The following is a 23,235-nucleotide window of genomic DNA, read 5'->3' as shown; positions in this document are numbered from 1 at the left end:
CTATTCCAACTCATGATTAGGATACTTGCCTGTCTTTATTTTTGTACAAACAAAAGAAGGCGGATAAAGCCAACCCATATCATATTTTTTATACTCACCTGTCAAATCCCCTATATGGATATTTTCTTGATTAATAGTCCAGACATACCACTTGTGGGATACAGTCAGATGGCTTGTATTACCTTCCGAATACAAACGAAACTTTATATTGGTTGTATCACCCCAAAACCTACTACTACCTATTTTTTTCCAACATCCATCACGTATAGCTGGTCGCAGAGAAGTATGAGTATAGAACCATACTTCTCCACGAACTATCTCTTCGATATCTTCAACATCATCTTGCGAATACTTCTTTTTAAACACTCGGAAGACTCCACTATTCAACATAGATCTATCTATCGCCACATATTGAAAATAGACCTTTCTCCCATCGTCTAGGTACATACGATATACACTACCGATTGTATTCATTACTCGTTTAGCCATATCTAGCATCATATCAAAGCATCACATTTTACCTATTTATTCCAATATACAATGGATAAATAAACCGAGTATAAGGAACCAAGACACACAAAAAACGTTAGGACGTGCCATTTCAAATCATTCTTTTCCTTTTTAAACTTCTTGAAATATGCTTTATACACATCATCCTTGAAAGCTGACAAATAAGCTATCAGATATGACACGCCCAAACATACCAAAACAAACACCTTAAAACTTGTATTTGGTATATTGACTGGACCAAAATATTTAACAAGAGAAACTGCTAGCATCATATATGGTCCCAACAGTACGCCCAAGAAGCCCTGAGCATGTGATATTCTCAAACCATAATCTAAATTTCCAGCAGCCTCATTAGCAGCCAAATAAACATTATTGACATATTCGTCCAAAGATTTGTTTCGTTTTTTATATAACCAAATGGATTTAAATTATACATTTTTTTCATCGACCAAACCTTGACACCACGAAACAACATATGAAACGAGCCATCAATCCACTGCTCAAAACAGTAGAAAGAATATAATATTCTATTCTCAAACAATTTCATTTTTATATTGACGTTTTTAATACAATGCATCATAAATCAGTCCTCCCATAAGTGAACCAAACCCGCCTCCTAAATACTCAACAGCAATACCACCACATATAGATAAAGGAACAGAAGCAAAGCCACTGCCCGCATATCCTCCTATAAAATATCCCACCTCAAATGCTTCATGGCGACAGTATATTATTCCTCAAAATCGATGGACAGTTCACCGGAGCCCAAAAGATTGTAACTCATGCGATGATATGGGGTAACACCAAATTCCCTGATGGCAGCACGATGCTTCTTGGTAGGATAGCCCTTGTTGCTTTTCCAATCGTATTGTGGGTATTCTTCTGCCAGCGCATCCATGTAATCATCACGATAGGTCTTGGCAAGGATGCTGGCAGCTGCAATAGACAGATACTTGCCGTCACCCTTTACGATGGTTGTATAAGGCAAATCCTTGTAGGGTTTGAAGCGGTTACCATCCACGATAACTGCCTCCGGACGAACCTTGAGCTGGTCCAGGGCACGGTGCATAGCCAGAAAACTGGCGTTGAGGATATTAATTTTATCGATTTCTTCGGGAGTAACAATGCCCACAGCCCAAGCTACAGCATCACGCTCTATCTGCTCGCGGAGCGCCTTGCGCTTCTTATCTGTGAGTTTCTTACTGTCGTTCAAATCGGCATTCTGATAACCGGGAGGAAGAATGACGGCTGCAGCATATACGCTGCCAGCCAAACATCCTCTGCCAGCCTCATCGCAGCCAGCCTCTACCATATCCTTATAATAATGACTTTCTAACATAATTATGATGAATTTTACGTTTATCTCTTCACTCTTCACCTCTATTTTGTAACCGCCTAATTATAGGGTAGTTACAAAGATAAGGGCATTTTAACTCTTCACCCACTCTTCACCTACTCTTCACCTACTCTTCACCTACTCTTCACCCTCATAGCACCAGGCGGTGAAGAGAGGGTGAAGAGTGGGTGAAGAGTCAGAGCGTCTCTTCAGCGCGTAAGTATCAGTATAACAATACGTTACGGCAAAAGGGTGAAGAGTGAAGAGTATTTGGGCATTCCAACCTCAACTTTCTGATAACTGCCAAACGCAAACAGCCAACTGTCCGCAGTAGCGCCAGTTGGCTGTTCTTTGCTTGCCAGTAGGTTGTCTTTCGCTCGCCAGTTGGCTAAATAAGGCTTTTACGTGCGCAGTATGCGGCTAAAAAGTCTTTATCTTTAGAACATCATAGCCACGCGTTTTACGCCCGCTACAAGCGCATCTATTTCTTCCTTTGTATTATATAGGGCAAAGCTGGCACGAACGGTGCCGAGAATGCCATAACGATCCATCAAAGGCTGAGCACAGTGATGACCGGTACGTACAGCGATGCCCAGGCGGTCGAGCAAGGTGCCCATATCCATGTGATGAATATCACCAACCAAGAAGCTGACAACGGCATCTTTGCCCTCCTGTTCACCAAAAAGTCTGATTCCATCGATGGTTCGCATCTGCTCCATGCAGTAACGGGTGAGTTCCTGCTCGTGCTTGGCAATGTTATCCATGCCGAGTGCAGAGACATAATCGATGGCCTTTGCCAAACCATGGGTAGCTACATAATCAGGAGTACCAGCCTCGAACTTGAAAGGTAACTTCTCGAAAGTAGTCTTCTCGAAACTTACGCTCTCAATCATTTCGCCACCGCCCTGATAAGGAGGCAACTTGTCGAGCCATTCTTCCTTGCCGTAAAGCACACCGATACCGGTAGGACCATAAATCTTATGTCCGCTGAAAGCGAAGAAATCGCAATCCATATCCTGTACATCCACAGCAAAATGAGGAGTACTCTGAGCGCCATCCACCATGACAGGTACATCGTGCTCATGAGCTATCTTTATCATCTCTTTTACCGGATTCACCGTACCGAGCACGTTGCTCACCTGGGCAATGCTCACGATTTTGGTGCGTTCGGTAAATAAATTGGCGAATTCATCGAGGTTAATCTCACCTTTATCGTTGATAGGGATTACACGGATAGCGATTCCCTTCTTGGCAGCCTGCAACTGCCAAGGCACGATATTGGAGTGATGCTCCATGGTAGAGATAATCACCTCGTCGCCCTCGCTCATAAAGGCATCGCAGAACGATGAAACCACGAGATTCAGACTCTCTGTAGTGCCACGGGTAAAGATGACTTCCTCAACCTTCGGCGCATTGATAAACTTGCGCACAGTTTCGCGGGCTGCCTCATGAAGGTCGGTAGCCTGCTGAGAGAGATAGTGAACACCACGATGCACATTGGCATTTACATTGAGATACTCGTCGCGCATGGCATCGAGCACGCACAATGGCTTCTGCGTGGTTGCCGCATTATCCAGATACACCAATGGCTTATCATAGACCTTTCTCGATAAAATCGGGAAATCTGCTCTTACTTGATTGATATCATACATATTTTTAAGAACTTAACTCCTTTAAAAGGATATTATCTACTTGCAAAGCTTGCAGCCCTCACACTTATTGAGTTCACCACGGAATCGCTTCTCTACGAGATGATGTAGGCGATCGCGCAATGGCTCCAGCTCCATCTTGTCGATGACTTCGTTGATAAATGCAAACTGAAGGAGCAACTTAGCCTCCTCGCGGCTCACACCACGCTGCTGCATATAGAACAATGCGGCATCGTTGAGCTGACCTACAGTACTACCGTGCGCACACTTCACATCATCGGCATAAATCTCCAGCATCGGCTGGGTGAACATACGGGCAGTCTTCGTAGCACAGAGGTTCTGGTTGGTTTCCTGAGAAACAGTTTTCTGGGCACCATGACGAACCAATACTCTGCCGGCGAAAGCACCACGTGCCTCACCATCGAGCACATACTTATAAAGTTCGTTGCTGGTACAATGACCCACCTGATGATCGATGAGCGTATTGTTATCAACCACCTGGTTCTTGTCGGCAATCACACAACCATTGCAGAAGCACTCAGCTCCCTCGCCCTTGAATACGAGGTCAAGACGGTTGCGGGTAATACCGTTATGAAGCGTGATAACGTTATGGTTCACGCGGCTGTTAGCCTGCTGCTCGATATAAACGTTGCTGACACGGCGGTTCTTGTAATGAGTCTCCTCCAGACAATAGAGGTCGAGACTGGCATTCTCGCCAACATAAGCCTCGATTACCTGGGTTGCGAGGAAGTTCTTGTCATCGGCTGCATGGTCGCAGAAGAGGAATTTAGCCTCAGCACCCTGTTCCATGACGATGAGAACACGGCGGTTTACCATCAAATCAACATCCGAACGGAGAATATTGATGACCTGAATGGTTCGCTCCACCTTCACGTTCTTTGGTACGTAGATAAGCAAGCCATCCTGTGCCAGGAATGTATTCAATGCGGTGATGCCATCTTCATCGGTTTTGGCAATCTTAGCGTAGTATTTCCCGATGAATTCAGGGTTTTCTGCAGCAATCTTGTTCAAAGAATCCACGATTACGCCCTCCGGAAGCTCTACTTTAGGCAATGCTTTGTTATAAAAAGCATCGTTTACAACGAAGTAGAGCGAAGTGCTCAGGTTAGGCACATCGCAGCGGAAAGCCTCGTATGGATCTACCGGAATTTCCAGACGATTCAAGTTCAAGCCATAATCTGGCTCGAAGATGGCGCTCATATCTGTGTACTTGTATCTTTCTACCTTTCGGGAAGGGAAGCCCAAGCGACGGAAGTTCTCAAACGCAGCATCGCGCACCGCATTGAGCACCTCAGCACTGTTCTTCTTGATTATTCTCGAAGAAGACTGATACAAGTCTAAATATTGTTTTTCTGAATGCATAGCCATCCTCCCTATTATTTCTCATCTACTTCTGCCTTGATCCAGTCATAGCCACGAGCCTCAATCTCCTTGGCAAGTTCAGGACCGGCTGTCTTCACGATTCTACCCTTATAGAGAACGTGAACCACACTTGGCTTAATCATATCGAGCAGACGCTCATAGTGAGTGATGACGATGGCTGAAGTCTTGTCGGTATGCATCTTGTTCACACCATCTGCTACAATACGCATCGCATCCACGTCGAGACCAGAGTCGGTTTCATCGAGGATAGAGAGCTTTGGCTCCAGCATAGCCATCTGGAAAATCTCGTTGCGCTTCTTCTCACCACCCGAGAAACCTTCGTTTACTGAACGGCGAGCCAACTTGCTGTCCAATTCCACCAACTCGCGTTTCTCACGCATCAGCTTCATGAATTCGCTTGTATTCAATGGTTCCAAACCCTGATACTCACGCTTGGCATTGATAGCCGCACGCATGAAGTTGGTCATGGATACACCAGGAATCTCCACCGGATACTGGAAAGAGAGGAACAAGCCTTCACGGGCACGGTCCTCTGGTTTCATATCCAGGAGGTTCTTGCCGTTGAAGATAGCCTCACCCTCGGTTACGGTATAGAGAGGGTTACCTGTAAGCACAGCGCTCAAGGTTGACTTACCGGAACCGTTAGGTCCCATGATAGCGTGTATCTCACCATCGTTAATAGTCAGGTTGATACCTTTCAATATTTCTTTGCCTGCAATAGTAGCATGCAGATTCTTTACCTCTAACATATTATTACTTAAAAAATGCGTTCAAAATATTGGAACAAAACTCTTCAAAGAAAGATGGTGGCTTCTCCCAGCCCCATTGCACAAACAACGAAGGAGGGTCTAGTACCCAAAATGAGCACTCACCTGGTCGTATGACTTTACCCTTCATCTGCAGAACATAACTCGATGTCTGCATAATGGACTTGGTCAATGTAGGGTCAGACTCATCAACATGACAATATCGACCACAACGAAGATACACATTTTGCTCTTGCTTGCATTTCGCAACAAAAGATGCAACGATGGAATCTTGCTGTGCCGTCAAGCCATTTTTTTGATGATTGAAAAGGTCTTGAGCCGTTAAGTTCAAGCTATCAACTAACAATAACATCAACAACATTCTTTTCATAACCACCTCTCTTTCTTATTATTCTTAGCCAACGGTGCCTTCGAGTGAAACACTGAGGAGTTTCTGAGCCTCTACGGCAAACTCCATAGGCAACTTGTTGAGCACATCCTTGGCATAACCGTTTACGATCAAGCCGACAGCCTCCTCGGTAGGAATACCTCGCTGATTGCAATAGAAGAGCTGGTCTTCTGAAATCTTCGAGGTAGTTGCCTCATGCTCGAACACGGCTGTGTCGTTATGGGCATCCATATATGGGAAGGTATGCGCTCCACAATCGCTGCCCAGCAACAAGGAGTCGCAGGAACTGTAGTTGCGCGCATTGTCGGCATTGGATGTAGCACGAACCAGACCACGATAGGAGTTCTGGCTATGACCAGCCGAGATACCCTTCGAAATGATGGTGCTCTTGGTATTCTTACCCATGTGAATCATCTTGGTACCGGTATCAGCCTCCTGATAGTTGTTGGTAACAGCCACGCTGTAGAACTCAGCTACAGAGTTGTCGCCACGCAAGATACAGGAAGGATACTTCCATGTAATAGCCGAACCGGTCTCTACCTGAGTCCAGCTCAACTTAGAGTTCACACCACGCAAGTCACCTCGCTTGGTTACCAGGTTCAGCACACCACCCTTACCATGCTCATCACCAGGATACCAGTTCTGAACAGTAGAGTATTTCACCTCAGCATTATCCTTGACTATAATCTCTACGATAGCTGCATGGAGCTGGTTCTCATCACGCATTGGCGCTGTACATCCCTCCAGGTAAGAAACGTAAGCATCATCATCAGCGATAATCAATGTACGCTCAAACTGACCGGTGTTACGGGCATTGATGCGGAAGTAACTGCTCAACTCCATCGGGCAGCGGACGCCCTTAGGAATATAAACGAATGAGCCATCACTGAAAACACAACTGTTCAAGGCTGCATAAAAGTTATCACGATAAGGAACTACGGTTCCCAGATACTCTCTTACCAAATCAGGATGCTCCTTCACAGCCTCACCGATACTGCAGAAGATGACGCCCTTTTCACGGAGTTTCTCCTTGAAAGTAGTCTTTACCGACACAGAGTCCATGATGGCATCTACGGCGGTACCGCTCAAAGCCAGACGCTCCTCCAGAGGAATACCGAGTTTATCGAATGTCTTCTCCAGCTCAGGATCAATCTCCTTGTTTTTTGGCTTCTTTGCCAAAGGGTCGGCATAGTATGAAATCTCCTGGTAGTCAATAGGTGGCACGTGAACGTGTCCCCACTTTGGCTCCTTGAGCGTCTTCCAGTAATTGTAGGCTTTCAGACGAAATTCGAGCATCCAGTCTGGCTCTCCCTTCTTCTGCGAGATCAGGCGCACAACATCCTCGTTGAGACCCTTTTCTATGATTTCAGTATGTACATCGGTGGTAAAACCATACTCGTATTTCTGGTCTATCACATCCTTGACAACCTGATTCTGTTCTTTCTCTATTTCTGCCATTGTTATTTAGAATAACCTTTCGTTATTTTAACCCTAAATAGGGATAAGCCGCTGAGGACTCATCCCTACCTTATTATATATATGATAGAGCGAAAAACAAATGAATTCTTCACTTTTCGTTCTTCACTCTTCACTTTATTAAAGCTTCTGCTCTACCTCGATCTCAGTGAAGGTCTCGATAACGTCGCCCTCCTGGATATCGTTGTAGTTGACGAGGCTCAAACCGCATTCCATACCGGTAACCACCTCCTTGACATCGTCCTTGTAACGCTTCAAGGCACCGATTTCAGCAGTACGTATCACGATACCGTCACGGATGACGCGAGCCTTATCCTTAGCGTGTACCTTACCCTCGGTAACGAGACCACCGGCAATAGTACCCACCTTAGAAATCTTAAAGGTCTGCTTAACCTCAACCTGACCGGTAACGATTTCCTTCTTCACCTTGTCGAGCATACCAACCATCGCACTCTTGATATCGTCGATAGCATCGTAGATGATAGAGTATGTGTTGATTTCAACACCCTCACGGTCGGCAGCCTTACGAGCATCGGCAGATGGACGAACCTGGAAACCAACGATGACTGCATCTGAAGCAGATGCCAGCATCACGTCGTTCTCTGAAATCTGACCCACAGCCTTGTTCACCACGTTCACCTGAACCTTCTCGGTAGAAAGCTTGATGAATGAGTCGCTCAAAGCCTCAACAGAACCGTCGGTATCACCCTTCACGATGACGTTCAACTCGTGGAACTCACCACGTGCGATACGGTGAGAAATATCACCCAAGGTCAAGCGCTTCTGAGTACGCAAGCCCTGCTCACGCTGCAACTGCTCACGCTTGTTGGCGATTTCGCGAGCCTCCTGCTCTGTCTCGATTACGTGGAACTGGTCACCTGCAGTAGGCGCACCGTTCAAACCGAGGATGATAGCTGGCTCAGCAGGAGCTGCTGACTTGATGTTGGCATTACGCTCATTGAACATCGCCTTGACACGACCCCAAGAAGTACCGGCGAGTACGATGTCGCCTACCTTCAAGGTACCGTTGGCAACCAATATGGTAGAAACATATCCACGACCCTTGTCGAGAGAAGACTCGATGATGGTACCTGTAGCACGACGGTTAGGGTTAGCCTTCAAGTCGAGCATGTCAGCCTCGAGGAGCACCTTGTCGAGCAAATCGTGAACACCGATACCCTTCTTGGCACTGATTTCCTGGCACTGATACTTACCACCCCACTCCTCAACGAGCAGGTTCATGTTAGCCAAGTCCTCACGGATACGGTCTGGGTTAGCACCTGGCTTATCAATCTTGTTGATTGCGAATACCATAGGCACACCGGCAGCCTGCGCATGAGCGATAGCCTCCTTGGTAGTAGGCATCACAGAGTCATCGGCTGCGATGATGATGATGGCGATATCGGTAGCCTGGGCACCACGGGCACGCATGGCGGTAAACGCCTCGTGACCTGGAGTATCAAGGAAGGTTACCTTGCGACCGCTTTTCAGGGTCACACTATAGGCACCGATATGCTGGGTAATACCACCTGCCTCACCGGCAATCACATTGGTATTGCGGATATAGTCGAGCAAAGAGGTCTTACCGTGGTCAACGTGACCCATGACGGTTACGATTGGAGCACGTGGAACCAAGTCGTTCTCATCATCCACTTCCTCGCTCACGGCCTCCTGAACCTCGGCACTCACGTATTCGGTCTTGAAACCGAACTCCTCAGCTACCATGTTGATGGTCTCTGCATCCAGGCGCTGGTTGATAGAAACCATGATACCTACACCCATCAGGGTAGAGATAACCTGAGTAACGCTGATATCCATCATCGTAGCCAACTCGCTAACGGTAACGAACTCAGTAAGTTTCAGGGTCTTGCTTTCCTTCTGCTCCTGACGAGCCTGATCCTGCAACTTCTCCTGAACAGCCTCACGCTTCTCCTTACGGTACTTAGCACCCTTCTTGTTCTGACTCTTGCTGGTCAAACGTGCAAGAGTCTCCTTAACCTGGCGTGCTACAGCCTCGTCATCAACCTCGATCTGGCGCTGGTTGCCGCGGTTGTTGTTATTGCCGCGATTATTATTGTTATTATTTCTGTTGCGGTTTTTATTCTTCTTGTTATTACCGCCGTTGTTGCCATTACCTCCGCCATTATTCTTAGCTTCGGCATTGATGTCAACACGTTCTTTGTTGATACGAACACGCTTTTTGCGCTCATTGTGCTGTTGAGCCATTTTCTCCTCACGTTCCTTGCGGCGCTCCTCCTTGGTTTTCTTCTTAGGACGAGTGCTCTGGTTGAGAGAAGACAAATCTATCTTGCCCAACACCTTAGGCTCATTAGCAGTAAACTTCTTCTCACTCTTGAGAGTAAACACGCTGTTGTCTGCTGCGCCAGCAGAATGCTGTGCAGTTTCATTCTTAGCATGATGATGCTCTTTCTTTCCCTGAGGAGCATTCTGCTTATTCATCTGAGCGTTTGACTGCTGTGATTTCTGATGATTTTCCTGTTTCATTTGCTGTTTATGCTGAGAAGCCTGTTGTGGCTTCTGTTCCTTCTTTTGCTCAGCCTTAGGAGCGTCTTTCTTCTGCTCAGGACTGACGGCAGCAGTCTCAGGCTTTTCCGCAACAGACTCTGCAGCAGGCTTCTTACCGATATTGTCCAAGTCAATCTTTCCCAGCGGCTTATACTGCTGCTGTCCATTAGACTCCAACAAGCTTTCAGCGCGATTGTCCTTCTGCTCTGGCGCACGCTTCTTATCTTTTGCTTTTTTGGTAAAGAGTTTCTCAGCCTGATCACGAACCTCTCTGTCCTGACTGAAGGCATCATTCAATGCCTTGTATTGCTGGTCGGTGAGTTTGAAGCTCGGTTCTGCCTTGACATCTCCCAGGTCTTTTCTTTTCTCTAGGAATTCAACTGCCGTCTGAAGTCCTATATTTAATTCACGTAGTGCTTTATTTAATCTGATGCTCATAAATTATTTATTCTCCTATTTTTAAAGTTAGATTCCCTGCAAGCACTCGCTGGCAAGGGAATTATTGTTCGAATTCGGCGCGCAACACACTGAGTACATGATCAACGGTCTCCTCTTCGAGGTCGGCCTTCTCAATCAGCAAGTTGCGAGGTGCATTGAGTACCTGCTTGGCAGTATCAAGACCGATGCCCTTGATAGCATCGATAACCCACTGGTCAATCTCATCAGAGAACTCATCCAAGTAGATATCCTCATCGGCCTCATTCTCGTCTACCTCACGGAATACGTCGATGGTATATTCTGTAAGCATAGAAGCCAGTTTGATGTTCATACCGCCACGGCCGATAGCCAAACTAACTTCCTCAGGCTGCAAGTAAACCTCTGCTTTCTTGTTCTCATCATCAACATTGATTGAAGAAACCTTGGCTGGAGCCAACGCACGCTGAATGAAGAGTTTGGTATTGCTTGAGTAGTTGATGACATCGAGATTCTCGTTGCAAAGTTCGCGAACGATACCGTGAACGCGGCTACCCTTAACACCTACACATGCGCCAACCGGGTCGATACGCTCATCGAATGTTTCAACAGCAATCTTAGCACGCTCTCCCGGAAGACGGGCGATACGGCGGATTGCAATCAGACCGTCTGCAATCTCAGGAACCTCAGCCTCCAACAGACGCTGCAGGAAGATTGGAGCAGTACGGCTCAAGATAATCTTTGGATTATTGTTCTCGTTGTCTACACGAAGGATGACCGCACGAACAGTTTCACCCTTGCGGTAAGTATCACCAGGAATCTGCTCAGTCTTAGGCAACATGAGCTCGTTGTTCTCATCATCTACAATCAGAACCTCGCGCTTCCAAACCTGATAAACCTCACCAGAGATAACCTGACCTACGCGATCCTTGTATTTGTTGTAGAGTGAATCATGCTCCAACTCAAGAATCTTGGAAGCCAAAGTCTGACGAAGAGTCAAGATGGCACGACGACCAAACTTATTGAAGTCAACCGTCTCACTTACATCCTCACCAACCTCGTAATCCGGCTCAATCTTACGAGCCTCAGAAAGTGTAATTTCCTTATTTTCATCTTCAACTTCGCCATCAGCAACAACTATACGGTTGCGATAAATTTCGAAGTCACCCTTGTCAGGGTTCACGATGACATCAAAGTTTTCGTCACTACCAAAAATCTTGGCAAGTACATTACGGAAGCTCTCCTCCAATACACTTACCAATGTAGTACGGTCGATATTCTTTGTTTCTTTAAACTCGCGGAATGTATCAATCATACTCGCTGTCAATTCTTGCTCTTTTTTAGCCATAACTTAATTGAAACTAATTATGTATTTTGTATATTTTACTTTATCCATCTGGTAAACGTGATCAACCTCCTGCTTAACCGGACGTTTTTTACCTTCAACCTTTACCTTTTCTTCAACGCCAACTGTGAAGTCATTTCCTTCAACAGCTTTCAAGATACCCTTCACCTTCTTGCCGTCGGCATCAAGCACCTCTACCTCCTTGCCAATGAAATTGATATACTGCTGCGGAACTTTGAACGGTTGACCCAAGCCTGCAGAGCCAACTTCGAGCTCATAGTCTTCCTCGTCACGGTTCAAATGATCCTCAATATACTTACTCAAGGCAACACAATCCTCAATCCATACTCCATCGGCATGGTCAATCTCAACAACGATTCTATCGTCGGGACTGATTTCAATGCTTACCAAGAAATATTCTTTATCTTGGAGCCATTCTTCAACTAATTTTTTTACGACGTTTTTATCAATCATATATACCTTATTAAAATAAAATGAGGAACTCTTGTGAGCCCCTCATTCCACTGAACGTTGCAAAATTACAAATATTTTTGTGATTAGCCAAAAAAAATGCAACTTTTTATTCGCAACGTGCACATTTTTAATCGATTGTGCACGTTTTTGTACTTATTTCTTCACAGGATGCAGTATTTTTTCGTATTCTGATGGAGAATTCAGCAATTTTACTGCTTCCTTAATCTGCTTGTCATAACGCATGGAATTCTGGATGGCACCGCGCTGGAAATAATAGGCAGAAACGATGTCATTTTCCAACAGATGCTTGATGTAATCCTTGTTATAATCCAGATCCTTTGCCACATTATGGCTCAGCTTTTTCTTCAAAGCCTCAAACTCTGCCTTGGCATCATCGTAGTAGCCTTCAAACTTAGCGAGTTTTTCCAAGTCCTTGAGATACTTTTCTGTTTCACGGTCGTACTGGAAGTTAGCCTTCAACACGCGTGTCTTGAATTCATCATAGTCGGCATCGGTCAGCGAGAATTCCTTCGCAGGAGCAATAGCAGGATGCTTGGCGATATAATCCACCTCATAATTAAGCATCACCTCATTACTGTCGCGGGCACCAGCCAGATAGAAGGCGATGTTTGGCAAAGAATCAGGCTTTACTTCTACATCCGGCTTCACGCCACCTCCATCTCTCACTTCTCTGCCACCTGCGGTATAGAACACCTTGGTAAGAGAGTCGGGAACATGCTCCACATAACCACCCTTATCGTGCTTATAGTTGAGTGCCTGAACGCATCGACCGCTAGGAATGAAATATTTAGCAGTAGTAAGTTTCACCTGTCCGTTATAAGGCAAATCCATGGTAGTCTGCACCAATCCCTTTCCATACGTGCGCGTACCTAATATTACAGCACGGTCATAATCCTGCAGACTGCCGCTCATGATTTCACTGGCACTGGCTGAATTCTCGTTCACCAATACCACCATCGGCATAACGGAATCTATCGGTTCAACCGTGGTCTTATAAACATGATTAGAACGCTGCAACTTTCCCTTCATCTCCAAGACTGTCTTACCTTTAGGCAAGAACATATTGATGATGCTGACCGCTTCGGTAACAGAACCACCACCATTATTACGCAGATCGAAGACAAGACTCTTGGCTCCTTGCTTTCTCAAATCGATGAAAGCACGACGCACTTCCTTGGCAGACTGCTCGGTAAAGGAATTGAAGTTGATGTAACCGATGTTACCCTCCAACATGCCATAATAAGGCAAGAACGGCAACTGGATGGTACGGCGTGTTACCTTCACCTTCATCGTCTTGCCTGTACTTGGACGCTTAACTTTCAGCATGAAAGAAGAACCCGGGTCACCACGAAGATGATCGCTGACATAGCTCACCTCCTTATTGGTCATATCCTCATCATCAATACTCAGGATGATGTCACCCTTCTTCAGTCCCACTTCTGCAGCAGGCATATTCTCGTAAGGCTCGCTGATACAGACGCGCTGCAACTGGAAATTGTAGCGTATCACCGCACCTACACCCGCATACTTGCCGGTGAGCAGGTTCTTGAGTTCCTTCATCTTCTGCTCAGGATAATAGGTAGTATAAGGGTCGAGACTACGCAACATGGCATTGATACCATTTCCGACCACAACTTCAGCATCGAGCGTATCAACATACATCAAATCGAGATTCTTGTAGATGGCATTGAATATTTCCATATTCTTTGCGGCTTTGAAGTCATGATCTTTGTCAACCTGGGCAAAAGTAGGAACTGCCAGGAGCACCATAAGCAAGGAGAACAGTATTCTTTTCATTGTTACCTTATTTAATTGTATATGATTCAACTTATTGGTTATTTCCTCCCCCTCTTCACGGCATTCGCCCTCGGGAGAAGATTTCGACCACAAAAGTACTCATTTCTTTGCGAAAAACACCATAAAATAGGCAAAAAGTGGCACAAAGATAAGAAAAAATACACTTTTTTAGGGAAAAAGCGAAAAAAGTCAGCAAAAAATTTGGCAGAATGAAGAAAAGTTAGTACTTTTGCACACGCAAATAAGGAACGTCATGTTCTTTACAGAAAAAAAAAACGCTTCAATAGCTCAGTTGGTTAGAGCACCTGACTGTTAATCAGGGGGTCGTTGGTTCAAGCCCATCTTGAAGCGCAAGAGAGTTTCAGGTTAGCCTCGTAACTCATCTTCTTTCATAGCAAATTGCTTCAATAGCTCAGTTGGTTAGAGCACCTGACTGTTAATCAGGGGGTCGTTGGTTCAAGCCCATCTTGAAGCGCAGAAAAGAGTCACAAGTTTTACTTGTGACTCTTTTTGTTTATCCCTACATGATCCACACTTTACATTCTCCATTCCCATATACAAATACAATATCCGGCAATAATTAGAGAAAGTACTATTTAAAAAAGGCACATTCCTATGCGGAATGTGCCTTTATATATAATAATGTGTCTAATACGCAGATTATTCTACATCATTGTTGTGATCCAAAGAGTCGTTGAACTCCTTAGGAGCCTGCTCATCATTACGATGCTCGTAACGACGTGGCTGACGAGCTGGACGCTCACCACGACCTTCATGACGATCATCACGACGACCGCGACGTTCACCGCGCTCAGGACGTGGACGACGCTCACGCTCTACATAACCCTCTGGCTTCTCCATCAATACACGATGAGAAAGTTTGTACTTGCCAGTCTTAGGATCAATCTCCATCAACTTCACCTTGATTTTGTCGCCTTCCTTGATGCCAGCCTCTTCAACTGTCTCAAGACGCTTCCAATCAATCTCAGAAATGTGGAGCAAACCATCCTTACCAGGGAGAATCTCTACGAAGCAACCGTAAGGCATGATAGAACGGACAGTACCCTCGTAAACCTCACCAACCTCAGGAACAGCTACGATAGCCTTAATCTTAGCCAAAGCTGCATCGATAGAATCCTTGTTAGGAGCAGATACCTGGACGTGACCCTTACCATCAGTCTCCTCGATAGTGATTGTCGCACCAGTATCCTCCTGCATCTGCTGGATAATCTTACCACCAGGGCCGATAACAGCACCGATGAACTCCTTAGGGATATCGAATGCTACGATACGTGGAACCTGTGGCTTCATCTCAGCACGTGGCTCAGAGATTGTCTCCATCATGCAGTTGAGGATGTGCTCACGACCAGCCTTAGCCTGCATCAAAGCCTCCTCAAGAATCTCGAAGCTCAAACCATCACACTTGATATCCATCTGTGTAGCGGTCAAACCATCGCGGGTACCAGTGGTCTTGAAGTCCATATCACCCAAGTGGTCCTCATCACCGAGGATATCACTGAGGATAGCGTACTTGTCCTCACCTGGGTTCTTGATAAGACCCATAGCGATACCAGAAACTGGCTTCTTCATAGGAACACCTGCATCCATCAGGGCGAGAGTACCGGCACAAACAGTAGCCATAGAAGAAGAACCATTAGACTCCAAGATCTGGCTTACCAAACGTACGGTGTAAGGGAAGTCTGTAGGAATCTGACCCTTCAAACCACGCCATGCCAAGTGACCGTGACCAATCTCACGACGGCCTACACCGCGCTGAGCCTTAGCCTCACCTGTAGAGAATGGAGGGAAGTTATAGTGAAGAAGGAAGCGCTGGTAGCTCTTCTCGAGCACACCGTCGATAAGCTTCTCGTCCATCTTGGTACCGAGCGTACATGTAGAGAGAGACATTGTCTCACCACGCTGGAAGATAGCGCTTCCGTGAGGCATTGGGAGTGGAGATACCTCGCACCAGATAGGGCGGATTTCTGTAGTAGCACGGCCATCAAGGCGCAAGCCCTCGTCGAGGATGCAACGGCGCATAGCATCGCGCATTACGTCATCATAGTAACGGGTAGCCTCAGCGTGCTTCTCCTCCAAGTCTTCCTCAGAAAGATCGGTATGAGCAGCGTCATACTTCTCGAGGAAATCAGCCAAAACCTTGTCGAAAGCATCCTGACGTGCATGCTTCTCCAAAGCCTGATGATTGATATCATAAGCTGGCTTGTAAAGCTCAGACTTGATCTGCTCACGGAGTTCCTCATCGTTGATCTCGTGGTCATACTCACGCTTCACGTCAGTACCCTTCTCCTTAGCCAACTCATACTGGAGTTCGCACATAGGCTTGATAGCCTCGGCAGCCACCTTGAGGGCACCAATGAGATCCTGCTCAGAAACTTCCTTCATCTCACCTTCTACCATCATGATATTGTCCTTGGTAGCACCAACCATGATATCCATGTCTGCCTCTTCCATCTGCTGGAATGTAGGGTTAACAACATACTCACCATTGATACGAGCTACACGAACCTCAGAGATATAGTACTCGAAAGGAATATCTGAACAAGCCATGGCAGCTGAAGCAGCGAAACCTGCGAGGGCATCTGGCTGGTCAACACCATCGGCTGAGAGCAACATTACCTGTACGTAAACTTCTGCATGGTAGTTAGAAGGGAAAAGTGGACGCAAAGCACGGTCCACAAGACGAGAGGTAAGGATTTCCTCATCGCTGGCTTTGCCTTCGCGCTTGGTGAAACCACCAGGGAAACGACCTGCAGCACTGTACTGCTCACGATAATCTACTTGCAAAGGCATAAAATCTGTACCCGGAACTGCATCCTTTGCTGCACAAACAGTTGCGAGAAGCACTGTGTTACCCATGCGGAGAACCGCAGCACCATCAGCCTGTTTTGCAACTTTTCCGGTCTCAATTGTGATGGTTCTTCCATCAGGCAACTGAACACTTTTTGTAATTACGTTCATCTAAATTAAAAAACTTATTGTTTTGTCTAACATCTAAAATATCTAAAACGCTGCAAAGATACCTCTTTAATTATTAATAAACAAATAAATAAGCAATTATTTTCCACTTTTTTAAATAATTTATCTATAGAAGGTGCATTATTCGCAATTTTATTACTATCTTTGCACTCGATAATTTTGCAAAATAATAAAATTCATGAAGATAACTAGACTCTTTTCAGTGGCAGCGATTATGGTAGCTGCACTGGCTTTAACTTCTTGTAACAACAAGAAATTCCACATCAACGGCAATATCACAGAGGCTCAGGACTCTATGCTCTATTTGGAGAACATCAGCCTGAACGGTCCTGTGAAAATCGACTCTGTGAAACTGGGCGAGGATGGTGCCTTTGCCTTCGACGAGGCTGCCATGGACTCTGTTACCCCAGAGTTCTACCGCTTACGCATCGCCAACCAAACCATCAATCTTTCCATCGATTCTACAGAAACCGTCAAGGTAAAGGCGGCTTATCCGCAGATGAGCTTCAAATACGAAGTGGAAGGTTCTGAAAACTGCAACAAGATCAAAGAGTTGTCTCTTAAGCAGATGACTCTCCAGAGCAATATCAACGGGCTCGTGAAAGATCCTAACATCGGCAACGATTCTATCGAATCCATCGTAGGCCGCATGCTCCAGGCTTACAAACAGGACATCAAGACCAACTACATCTTCAAGGAGCCAATGAAGGCATACGCTTACTATGCGCTCTTCCAAACGGTACAGTTGGGCAATGTGAATACACTTATCTTCAACCCTCGCAACAACAAAGACGACGTGAAGGTATTTGCTGCCGTAGCAACCAGTTGGGATACCTACTATCCTGGCGCTGAGCGTGGCAAGAACCTCCACAATATCGCCATCGAGGGAATGAAGGACATCCGCATCATCGAGAACCAGATGGCACAGCAGCAGATTGAGGCCAGCAAGGTGAGCGTAAACGGATGCATCGAACTTGCACTTCAGGACAACAAGGGACAGGTACGCCGTCTCTCCGACCTCAAGGGCAAGGTGGTACTGCTCGACTTCCATCTCTTCGCCAGCAAAGAGAGCACCAAGCGCATCATGATGTTGCGTGAACTCTACAACAAGTATCATGCTGCCGGACTGGAGATTTATCAGGTATCAGTAGACCCTGACGAGCACTTCTGGAAGACCTCTACCGCTGCCATCCCTTGGATTTGCGTACGCGATGAAGATGGCATTCAGGGCAAGAGTCTGGCTCTCTACAATGTCCAGAGCATTCCTACCTTCTTCCTGATCGACCGCACCAACACCCTGCAGGCACGTGATGCACAGATTAAGGACATAGAGGCAGCCATCAAGAACCTTCTTTAAGATAACCATAAGATAACCAGGAGTTAGAAGTTTGGAGAGAACAGTTTCGGTTTTTCATCTTCCAGCTTCTAACTCTTATTCTTTAACGTCAGTTCTGTATCTGCTTTCATGATAACATAGATGGCAATATCAGAATACAAACCATACAAGGAACTTAAGAACAAAAAACGATAAACTTTTAAACCCTAAAAAATGAATAAGAAATTTTTAGCAATGGCAGCCTTGGCACTTATCACAACAGGAGCGCAGGCTAAAGTAAAGTTGCCACACATCTTGGGTGACAACATGATTTTACAGCAAAACACAGAGGCTAGCCTCTGGGGATGGGACAAACCAGGAACCACCGTAGAGGTAACCACCTCATGGTCTGGGCAGAAATATTCTGCCAAGACCGGAAAGGATGGCAAATGGGCTATCAAAGTACAAACCCCGAAGGCGAGCTACACCCCACTCTCCATCACTTTCGATGATGGCGAAAAGACCACTCTCAACAATGTGCTGGCAGGAGAAGTATGGGTTTGTGCAGGTCAGAGCAACATGGAGATGCCTGTAAAAGGATTCGGCAACTGCCCTGTAGAAGGTTACAACAAGGCGGTGCTCGAAGCGAACCAGTACAAAGGCGTACATTACGTAAAGATTCCTAGCGTAATGAGCAGTAAGCCGTTAGATGATACCAACTGCAAATGGAAGGAGGTTAACCCGGAAACCGTAGGCGATGCATCTGCTACAGGATACTTCTTTGCACAGGTAATAAACAAGACTCTTGATATTCCGGTAGGTCTGGTCATGGCAAACAAGGGTGGAAGCCGTGTAGAAAGCTGGCTCGACCGCGACTACCTGAAGAAGAACACCAAGGAAGATCTCGACTCTGTAAAGATGACCAAGAACCCTAAGTTTAAGTGGGATTTCCTCTACCCTCTTCTCTGGGGTAACGGAACTTTCCACCCTATCCTCAACTATAGCGTAAAGGGTATTCTCTTCTATCAGGGATGTTCTAACGTGGGCGACCCGGACGGCCAGTATACCAAACGTCTTGCCGACCTCGTTGCCCAGTGGCGCAGAGACTTCAAGCAGGGCGAACTGCCATTCTATTTCGTACAGATTGCACCTTATCATAATGGCGACGTAAATGGCGATTGGGGACCTAAGCTCCGTGAACAGCAGTTCAATGCAGCCAAGGTGATTCCAAACAGCGGCATCGTCTGTACCGAAGACCTGGTTTACCCATACGAGGTTGAGCAGATTCATCCATGTCAGAAACAGCCTGTAGGCGAACGTCTTGCACTCCAGGCACTCAGCAAGACCTATGGCATGAAGGGACTCTTCAGCGAGAGCATGACCTTCAAGGAGATGAAGATTGTAGGTGATACTGTAAAGGTGCATTTCGACAACACCTACGGAGCCTACAACCGCTTTGAAGGTATCGAAGGTTTCGAAGTTGCAGGCGAAGATAAGGTATTCCATAAGGCTACAGCCAAGCACTTCTGGCAGGAAGGCACCGATCCTTGGAATGAGTGCGTCATCGTAACTAGTCCTGAGGTAAAGAAACCAGTAGCCCTTCGCTACTGTTTCCGCAACTTCCAACTCGGCAATATGGCAAATGCAGGCAACCTGCCTCTCTTCCCATTCCGTACAGATAATTGGTAAATATCAGATAACCAGCGGCCGATCTTTGTTCAGCAGTCAAAGACCGGCCGCTTTTCAATTATAACATGAAGATAAATTCTTTTCCATTAAACATCAATCATTATACATTAATCATAATATGAGTCACGTATTAGATAAGTTTCAGTTTTGCCCGGTTTGCGGCTCTAATCATTTCGAAATCAACAACATCAAGAGCAAAAAGTGTAAGGATTGCGGATTCTCTTATTACCTCAATCCAAGCAGTGCTACGGTAGCTCTCATACTCAACAGCAAGGAAGAACTCCTGGCAGTAAGAAGAAAGAAAGACCCTGCCAAAGGAGCACTCGATTTGCCAGGCGGTTTTGTTGACATGGATGAAACAGGTGAAGAAGGTATGGCAAGAGAGGTAAAAGAGGAAACCGGACTGGATGCAACTGAGGTTAAGTATCAGTTCAGCTACCCAAATCTCTACCTTTACTCAGGTTTCATGGTCCATACCCTCGATATGTTCTATGAAGTGAAGGTGAAAGACGACACTCATATAGAAGCAATGGACGATGCAGAAGAATCATTCTGGATACCATTGAGCAGACTCAATCCTGATGAGTTTGCATTCGATTCCATACGCAAGGGGCTCCATCGTTATTTGGAAACGAAATTGGGGTAAAAAGGGTTCAATACAGCCAAATATGGCTCCCAAACATTAAAAAAACCAAAAAAAACACCATATAATAAGGTATAAGCAAAAAGTTTACTTACTTTTGCCAACCGAAAAAAATTGTGTATAAGCTTATGCAAGAGAATTTAGTAATCGTCGAGAGCCCTGCGAAGGCTAAAAAGATCGAAGAGTTTTTAGGTAAGGACTATAAGGTTATGTCTTCTTACGGTCATATCCGTGACCTGAAGAAGAAGGAACTTAGTATAAACGAGAAAACCATGGAACCTGATTATGAGATTCCAGAGGAAAAGAAAAAACTCGTTACAGAATTGAAAACGAATGCGAAGAAAGCCAAGAAAATCTGGTTAGCATCCGATGAGGACCGCGAGGGAGAAGCCATCAGCTGGCACCTTTGCGAAGTACTGGGATTGGATGAGGAGAAGACAAACCGTATTGTCTTCCACGAGATTACCAAACAGGCTATTCTTGACGCAATCAAGAACCCACGCCATCTGGACATGAACCTGGTGAATGCCCAGCAGGCACGTCGTGTACTCGACCGACTGGTAGGTTTCAAACTTTCTCCTATCTTGTGGAGAAAGGTTAAGCCAGCCCTTTCTGCAGGTCGTGTACAGAGTGTTGCTGTCCGTCTGATAGTAGAACGTGAGCGTGAAATCCAGAAGTTCCAGAGTGTTCCATACTATCGCGTTACCGCTATTTTCGCCCTGATCAGCGACAGCGGCAATGCAACAGAGGTAAAGGCAGAACTGGACCAGCGTTTCAATACCCACGAAGAGGTTGAAGCTTTCCTTGAGAAGTGTAAAGACGCTAAGTTTATGGTTGAATCTGTAACCAAGAAGCCTTTAAAGCGTTCTCCTGCACCACCTTTCACTACTTCTACTTTGCAACAGGAAGCTGCACGCAAGCTTGGTTTCACCGTTGTACAGACCATGATGATAGCCCAGAAACTTTACGAAAGCGGACGCATCACTTACATGCGAACCGATAGCGTAAACCTCTCTACGCTCTGTTCCAACGCCAGCAAAGATGAGATTATCAGAGAATATGGCAAGGAATACAGCCAGACTCGTGCCTACCACACCAGTTCAAAGGGTGCACAGGAAGCGCACGAGGCTATCCGTCCTACATATATGAATGAACCAACCATTGAAGGAACCGCTCAGGAGAAGCGCCTTTACGAACTCATCTGGAAGCGTACCATCGCATCTCAGATGGCTGACGCACAACTCGAAAAGACAACCATCAACATCAATATCGGCAACACAAGCGAAAAGTTTGTTGCTACCGGCGAGGTTGTTTCATTCGATGGTTTCCTCAAGGTTTATCTCGAGTCAACCGACGATGAAGAGCATGCTGAGGATTCTTCCCACATTCTTCCAGCCCTGAAAGAAGGCGATGAATTGCAGCGCAGAGAAATCCTTGCTACAGAGAAGTATTCTCTGGCTCCTGCAAGATACACCGAGGCCAGTCTGGTGAAGAAACTGGAAGATCTCGGCATCGGCCGTCCATCTACCTATGCTCCAACCATCAGTACCATCCAGCAGCGTCAATACGTGGTAAAGGGTGACAAGACGGGTGAAGAGCGCACATTTACCATAGATTCTCTGAAGGGCATCAAGATAACCCAGAAGTTGAAGAAAGAGATGGCAGGCTCTGAAAAGGGCAAACTTCTGCCTACTGATATCGGCATCGTAGTAAACGATTTCCTGATGGAGAACTTCCCGAACATCATGAACTACAACTTTACGGCAGACGTAGAGAAGAAGTTTGATGATATTGCAGAAGGAAAGACCGAATGGACCAACTGGATGAAGGATTTCGACAAGGGCTTTGAGCCTGAAGTGAAGGAAGTCCTGGAAGCCCGCAACCAGCACAAAGCCGGCGAGCGCAATCTCGGAAATGATCCAAAGACAGGAAAGCCAGTATTCGTCAAGATTGGCCGTTTTGGACCAGTGGTACAGATTGGTTCTGCTGAGGATAAGGACAAGCCTCAGTTTGCCCAGTTGCCATCAGACAAGAGCATCGAAACCATCACCTTGGAAGAGGCTTTGGAACTCTTCAAGCTACCAAGAGAACTCGGTGATTATGAAGGCATTACTGTAACAGTTGGCTCTGGCCGATACGGCCCTTACATCCTCCATAACCGCAAGTATGTTTCTATTCCAAAGGAGGATGATCCGCTGACCATCACCCTGGATAGAGCCATCGAACTGATCAAGGAAAAGCGCGAAGCCGAAGAGAAGCGCCATCTCAAAGTCTTCGATGAGGACGATAAGATGGAAATTCTCAATGGCAAGTATGGTCCATACATTGCTTACGACGGCAAGAATTACCGCATTCCAAAGGCAAAACATGAGAGTGCAGAGGAGCTTACATACGAGGAGTGTATGGAAATTATCAAAGCTGCTCCAGAACCAAAGGCTAGAGGCAGAAAGAAATCATAAACATGCCTCATTGACATAGAAACAG

16 protein-coding genes and 2 tRNA genes are annotated in these 23,235 nt (G+C 46.0%); 6 read left to right on the top strand and 12 right to left on the bottom strand.

Going from position 1 to position 23,235, the window contains the following annotated elements; all coding sequences use genetic code 11:
* The 11 genes from NNC77_RS04735 to NNC77_RS04685 form a co-directional block, all read right to left on the bottom strand.
* Window positions 1-489, bottom strand: a complete 489-nt coding sequence (locus tag NNC77_RS04735; RefSeq protein WP_254970189.1) for a hypothetical protein — start codon at window positions 487-489, stop codon at window positions 1-3.
* 751 nt (window positions 490-1,240) lie between these two features.
* Window positions 1,241-1,849 (bottom strand): ribonuclease HII, encoded by a 609-nt coding sequence (locus NNC77_RS04730; RefSeq protein WP_254970188.1) that lies wholly within the window; start codon window positions 1,847-1,849, stop codon window positions 1,241-1,243.
* A 434-nt stretch (window positions 1,850-2,283) separates the two neighbouring features.
* Complete coding sequence (locus tag NNC77_RS04725; RefSeq protein WP_117695266.1) at window positions 2,284-3,498, bottom strand: aminotransferase class V-fold PLP-dependent enzyme; 1,215 nt, start codon at window positions 3,496-3,498, stop codon at window positions 2,284-2,286.
* Between the two features lie 36 nt (window positions 3,499-3,534).
* A complete protein-coding gene (gene sufD, locus NNC77_RS04720) occupies window positions 3,535-4,878 on the bottom strand; it encodes a Fe-S cluster assembly protein SufD (protein WP_118255334.1) in 1,344 nt (447 codons plus the stop codon).
* Between the two features lie 14 nt (window positions 4,879-4,892).
* Window positions 4,893-5,648, bottom strand: coding sequence for a Fe-S cluster assembly ATPase SufC (gene sufC / locus NNC77_RS04715; RefSeq protein ID WP_022120772.1), 756 nt, complete (start codon window positions 5,646-5,648; stop codon window positions 4,893-4,895).
* 4 nt (window positions 5,649-5,652) lie between these two features.
* Window positions 5,653-6,036: a hypothetical protein gene (locus NNC77_RS04710; RefSeq protein WP_203068626.1), complete on the bottom strand. Its 384-nt coding sequence runs from the start codon at window positions 6,034-6,036 to the stop codon at window positions 5,653-5,655.
* A 24-nt stretch (window positions 6,037-6,060) separates the two neighbouring features.
* Window positions 6,061-7,512, bottom strand: coding sequence for a Fe-S cluster assembly protein SufB (gene sufB / locus NNC77_RS04705; protein ID WP_022120773.1), 1,452 nt, complete (start codon window positions 7,510-7,512; stop codon window positions 6,061-6,063).
* 138 nt (window positions 7,513-7,650) lie between these two features.
* The gene (gene infB, locus NNC77_RS04700) at window positions 7,651-10,494 is read right to left on the bottom strand and encodes a translation initiation factor IF-2 (protein WP_254970187.1); all 2,844 of its coding nucleotides are present in this window, start codon (window positions 10,492-10,494) and stop codon (window positions 7,651-7,653) included.
* Window positions 10,495-10,555: 61 nt separating this feature from the next.
* A complete protein-coding gene (gene nusA, locus NNC77_RS04695) occupies window positions 10,556-11,818 on the bottom strand; it encodes a transcription termination factor NusA (RefSeq protein ID WP_022120775.1) in 1,263 nt (420 codons plus the stop codon).
* A 3-nt stretch (window positions 11,819-11,821) separates the two neighbouring features.
* On the bottom strand, window positions 11,822-12,289 hold the full coding sequence (gene rimP / locus NNC77_RS04690) for a ribosome assembly cofactor RimP (protein ID WP_006849190.1): 468 nt from the start codon (window positions 12,287-12,289) through the stop codon (window positions 11,822-11,824).
* Window positions 12,290-12,442: 153 nt separating this feature from the next.
* Window positions 12,443-14,107 carry a S41 family peptidase gene (locus tag NNC77_RS04685; RefSeq protein WP_153093589.1) on the bottom strand — a complete coding sequence of 555 codons (1,665 nt, stop codon included), beginning with the start codon at window positions 14,105-14,107 and terminating at the stop codon, window positions 12,443-12,445.
* A gap of 277 nt (window positions 14,108-14,384) precedes the next feature.
* Here NNC77_RS04685 and NNC77_RS04680 point away from each other — a divergent pair.
* Both NNC77_RS04680 and NNC77_RS04675 read left to right on the top strand, forming a co-directional pair.
* Window positions 14,385-14,458 (top strand) — tRNA-Asn (locus NNC77_RS04680).
* Between the two features lie 50 nt (window positions 14,459-14,508).
* A tRNA-Asn gene (locus tag NNC77_RS04675) sits at window positions 14,509-14,582 on the top strand.
* A gap of 185 nt (window positions 14,583-14,767) precedes the next feature.
* Here the strand turns inward: NNC77_RS04675 and pnp are convergent.
* Window positions 14,768-17,086 carry a polyribonucleotide nucleotidyltransferase gene (gene pnp / locus NNC77_RS04670; RefSeq protein ID WP_022120777.1) on the bottom strand — a complete coding sequence of 773 codons (2,319 nt, stop codon included), beginning with the start codon at window positions 17,084-17,086 and terminating at the stop codon, window positions 14,768-14,770.
* A 196-nt stretch (window positions 17,087-17,282) separates the two neighbouring features.
* On the opposite strand from pnp, the gene NNC77_RS04665 reads away from it, so the two are divergent.
* From NNC77_RS04665 to topA, 4 genes are all read left to right on the top strand, one after another.
* On the top strand, window positions 17,283-18,461 hold the full coding sequence (locus NNC77_RS04665) for a TlpA disulfide reductase family protein (protein ID WP_022120778.1): 1,179 nt from the start codon (window positions 17,283-17,285) through the stop codon (window positions 18,459-18,461).
* A 192-nt stretch (window positions 18,462-18,653) separates the two neighbouring features.
* The gene (locus NNC77_RS04660) at window positions 18,654-20,108 is read left to right on the top strand and encodes a sialate O-acetylesterase (protein WP_234564156.1); all 1,455 of its coding nucleotides are present in this window, start codon (window positions 18,654-18,656) and stop codon (window positions 20,106-20,108) included.
* A 118-nt stretch (window positions 20,109-20,226) separates the two neighbouring features.
* Entirely contained in the window at window positions 20,227-20,754 is a 528-nt protein-coding gene (locus NNC77_RS04655) for an NUDIX hydrolase (RefSeq protein ID WP_006849196.1), read from the top strand.
* Between the two features lie 125 nt (window positions 20,755-20,879).
* Window positions 20,880-23,210 carry a type I DNA topoisomerase gene (gene topA / locus NNC77_RS04650; protein ID WP_117695295.1) on the top strand — a complete coding sequence of 777 codons (2,331 nt, stop codon included), beginning with the start codon at window positions 20,880-20,882 and terminating at the stop codon, window positions 23,208-23,210.
* Window positions 23,211-23,235: the final 25 nt, after the last annotated feature.

This window comes from Segatella copri (assembly GCF_024330485.1).
Taxonomy (GTDB): domain Bacteria; phylum Bacteroidota; class Bacteroidia; order Bacteroidales; family Bacteroidaceae; genus Prevotella; species Prevotella copri_L.
Note: the sequence above shows the minus strand (reverse complement) of the source record. Positions and strands in the feature narration are given on the sequence as shown.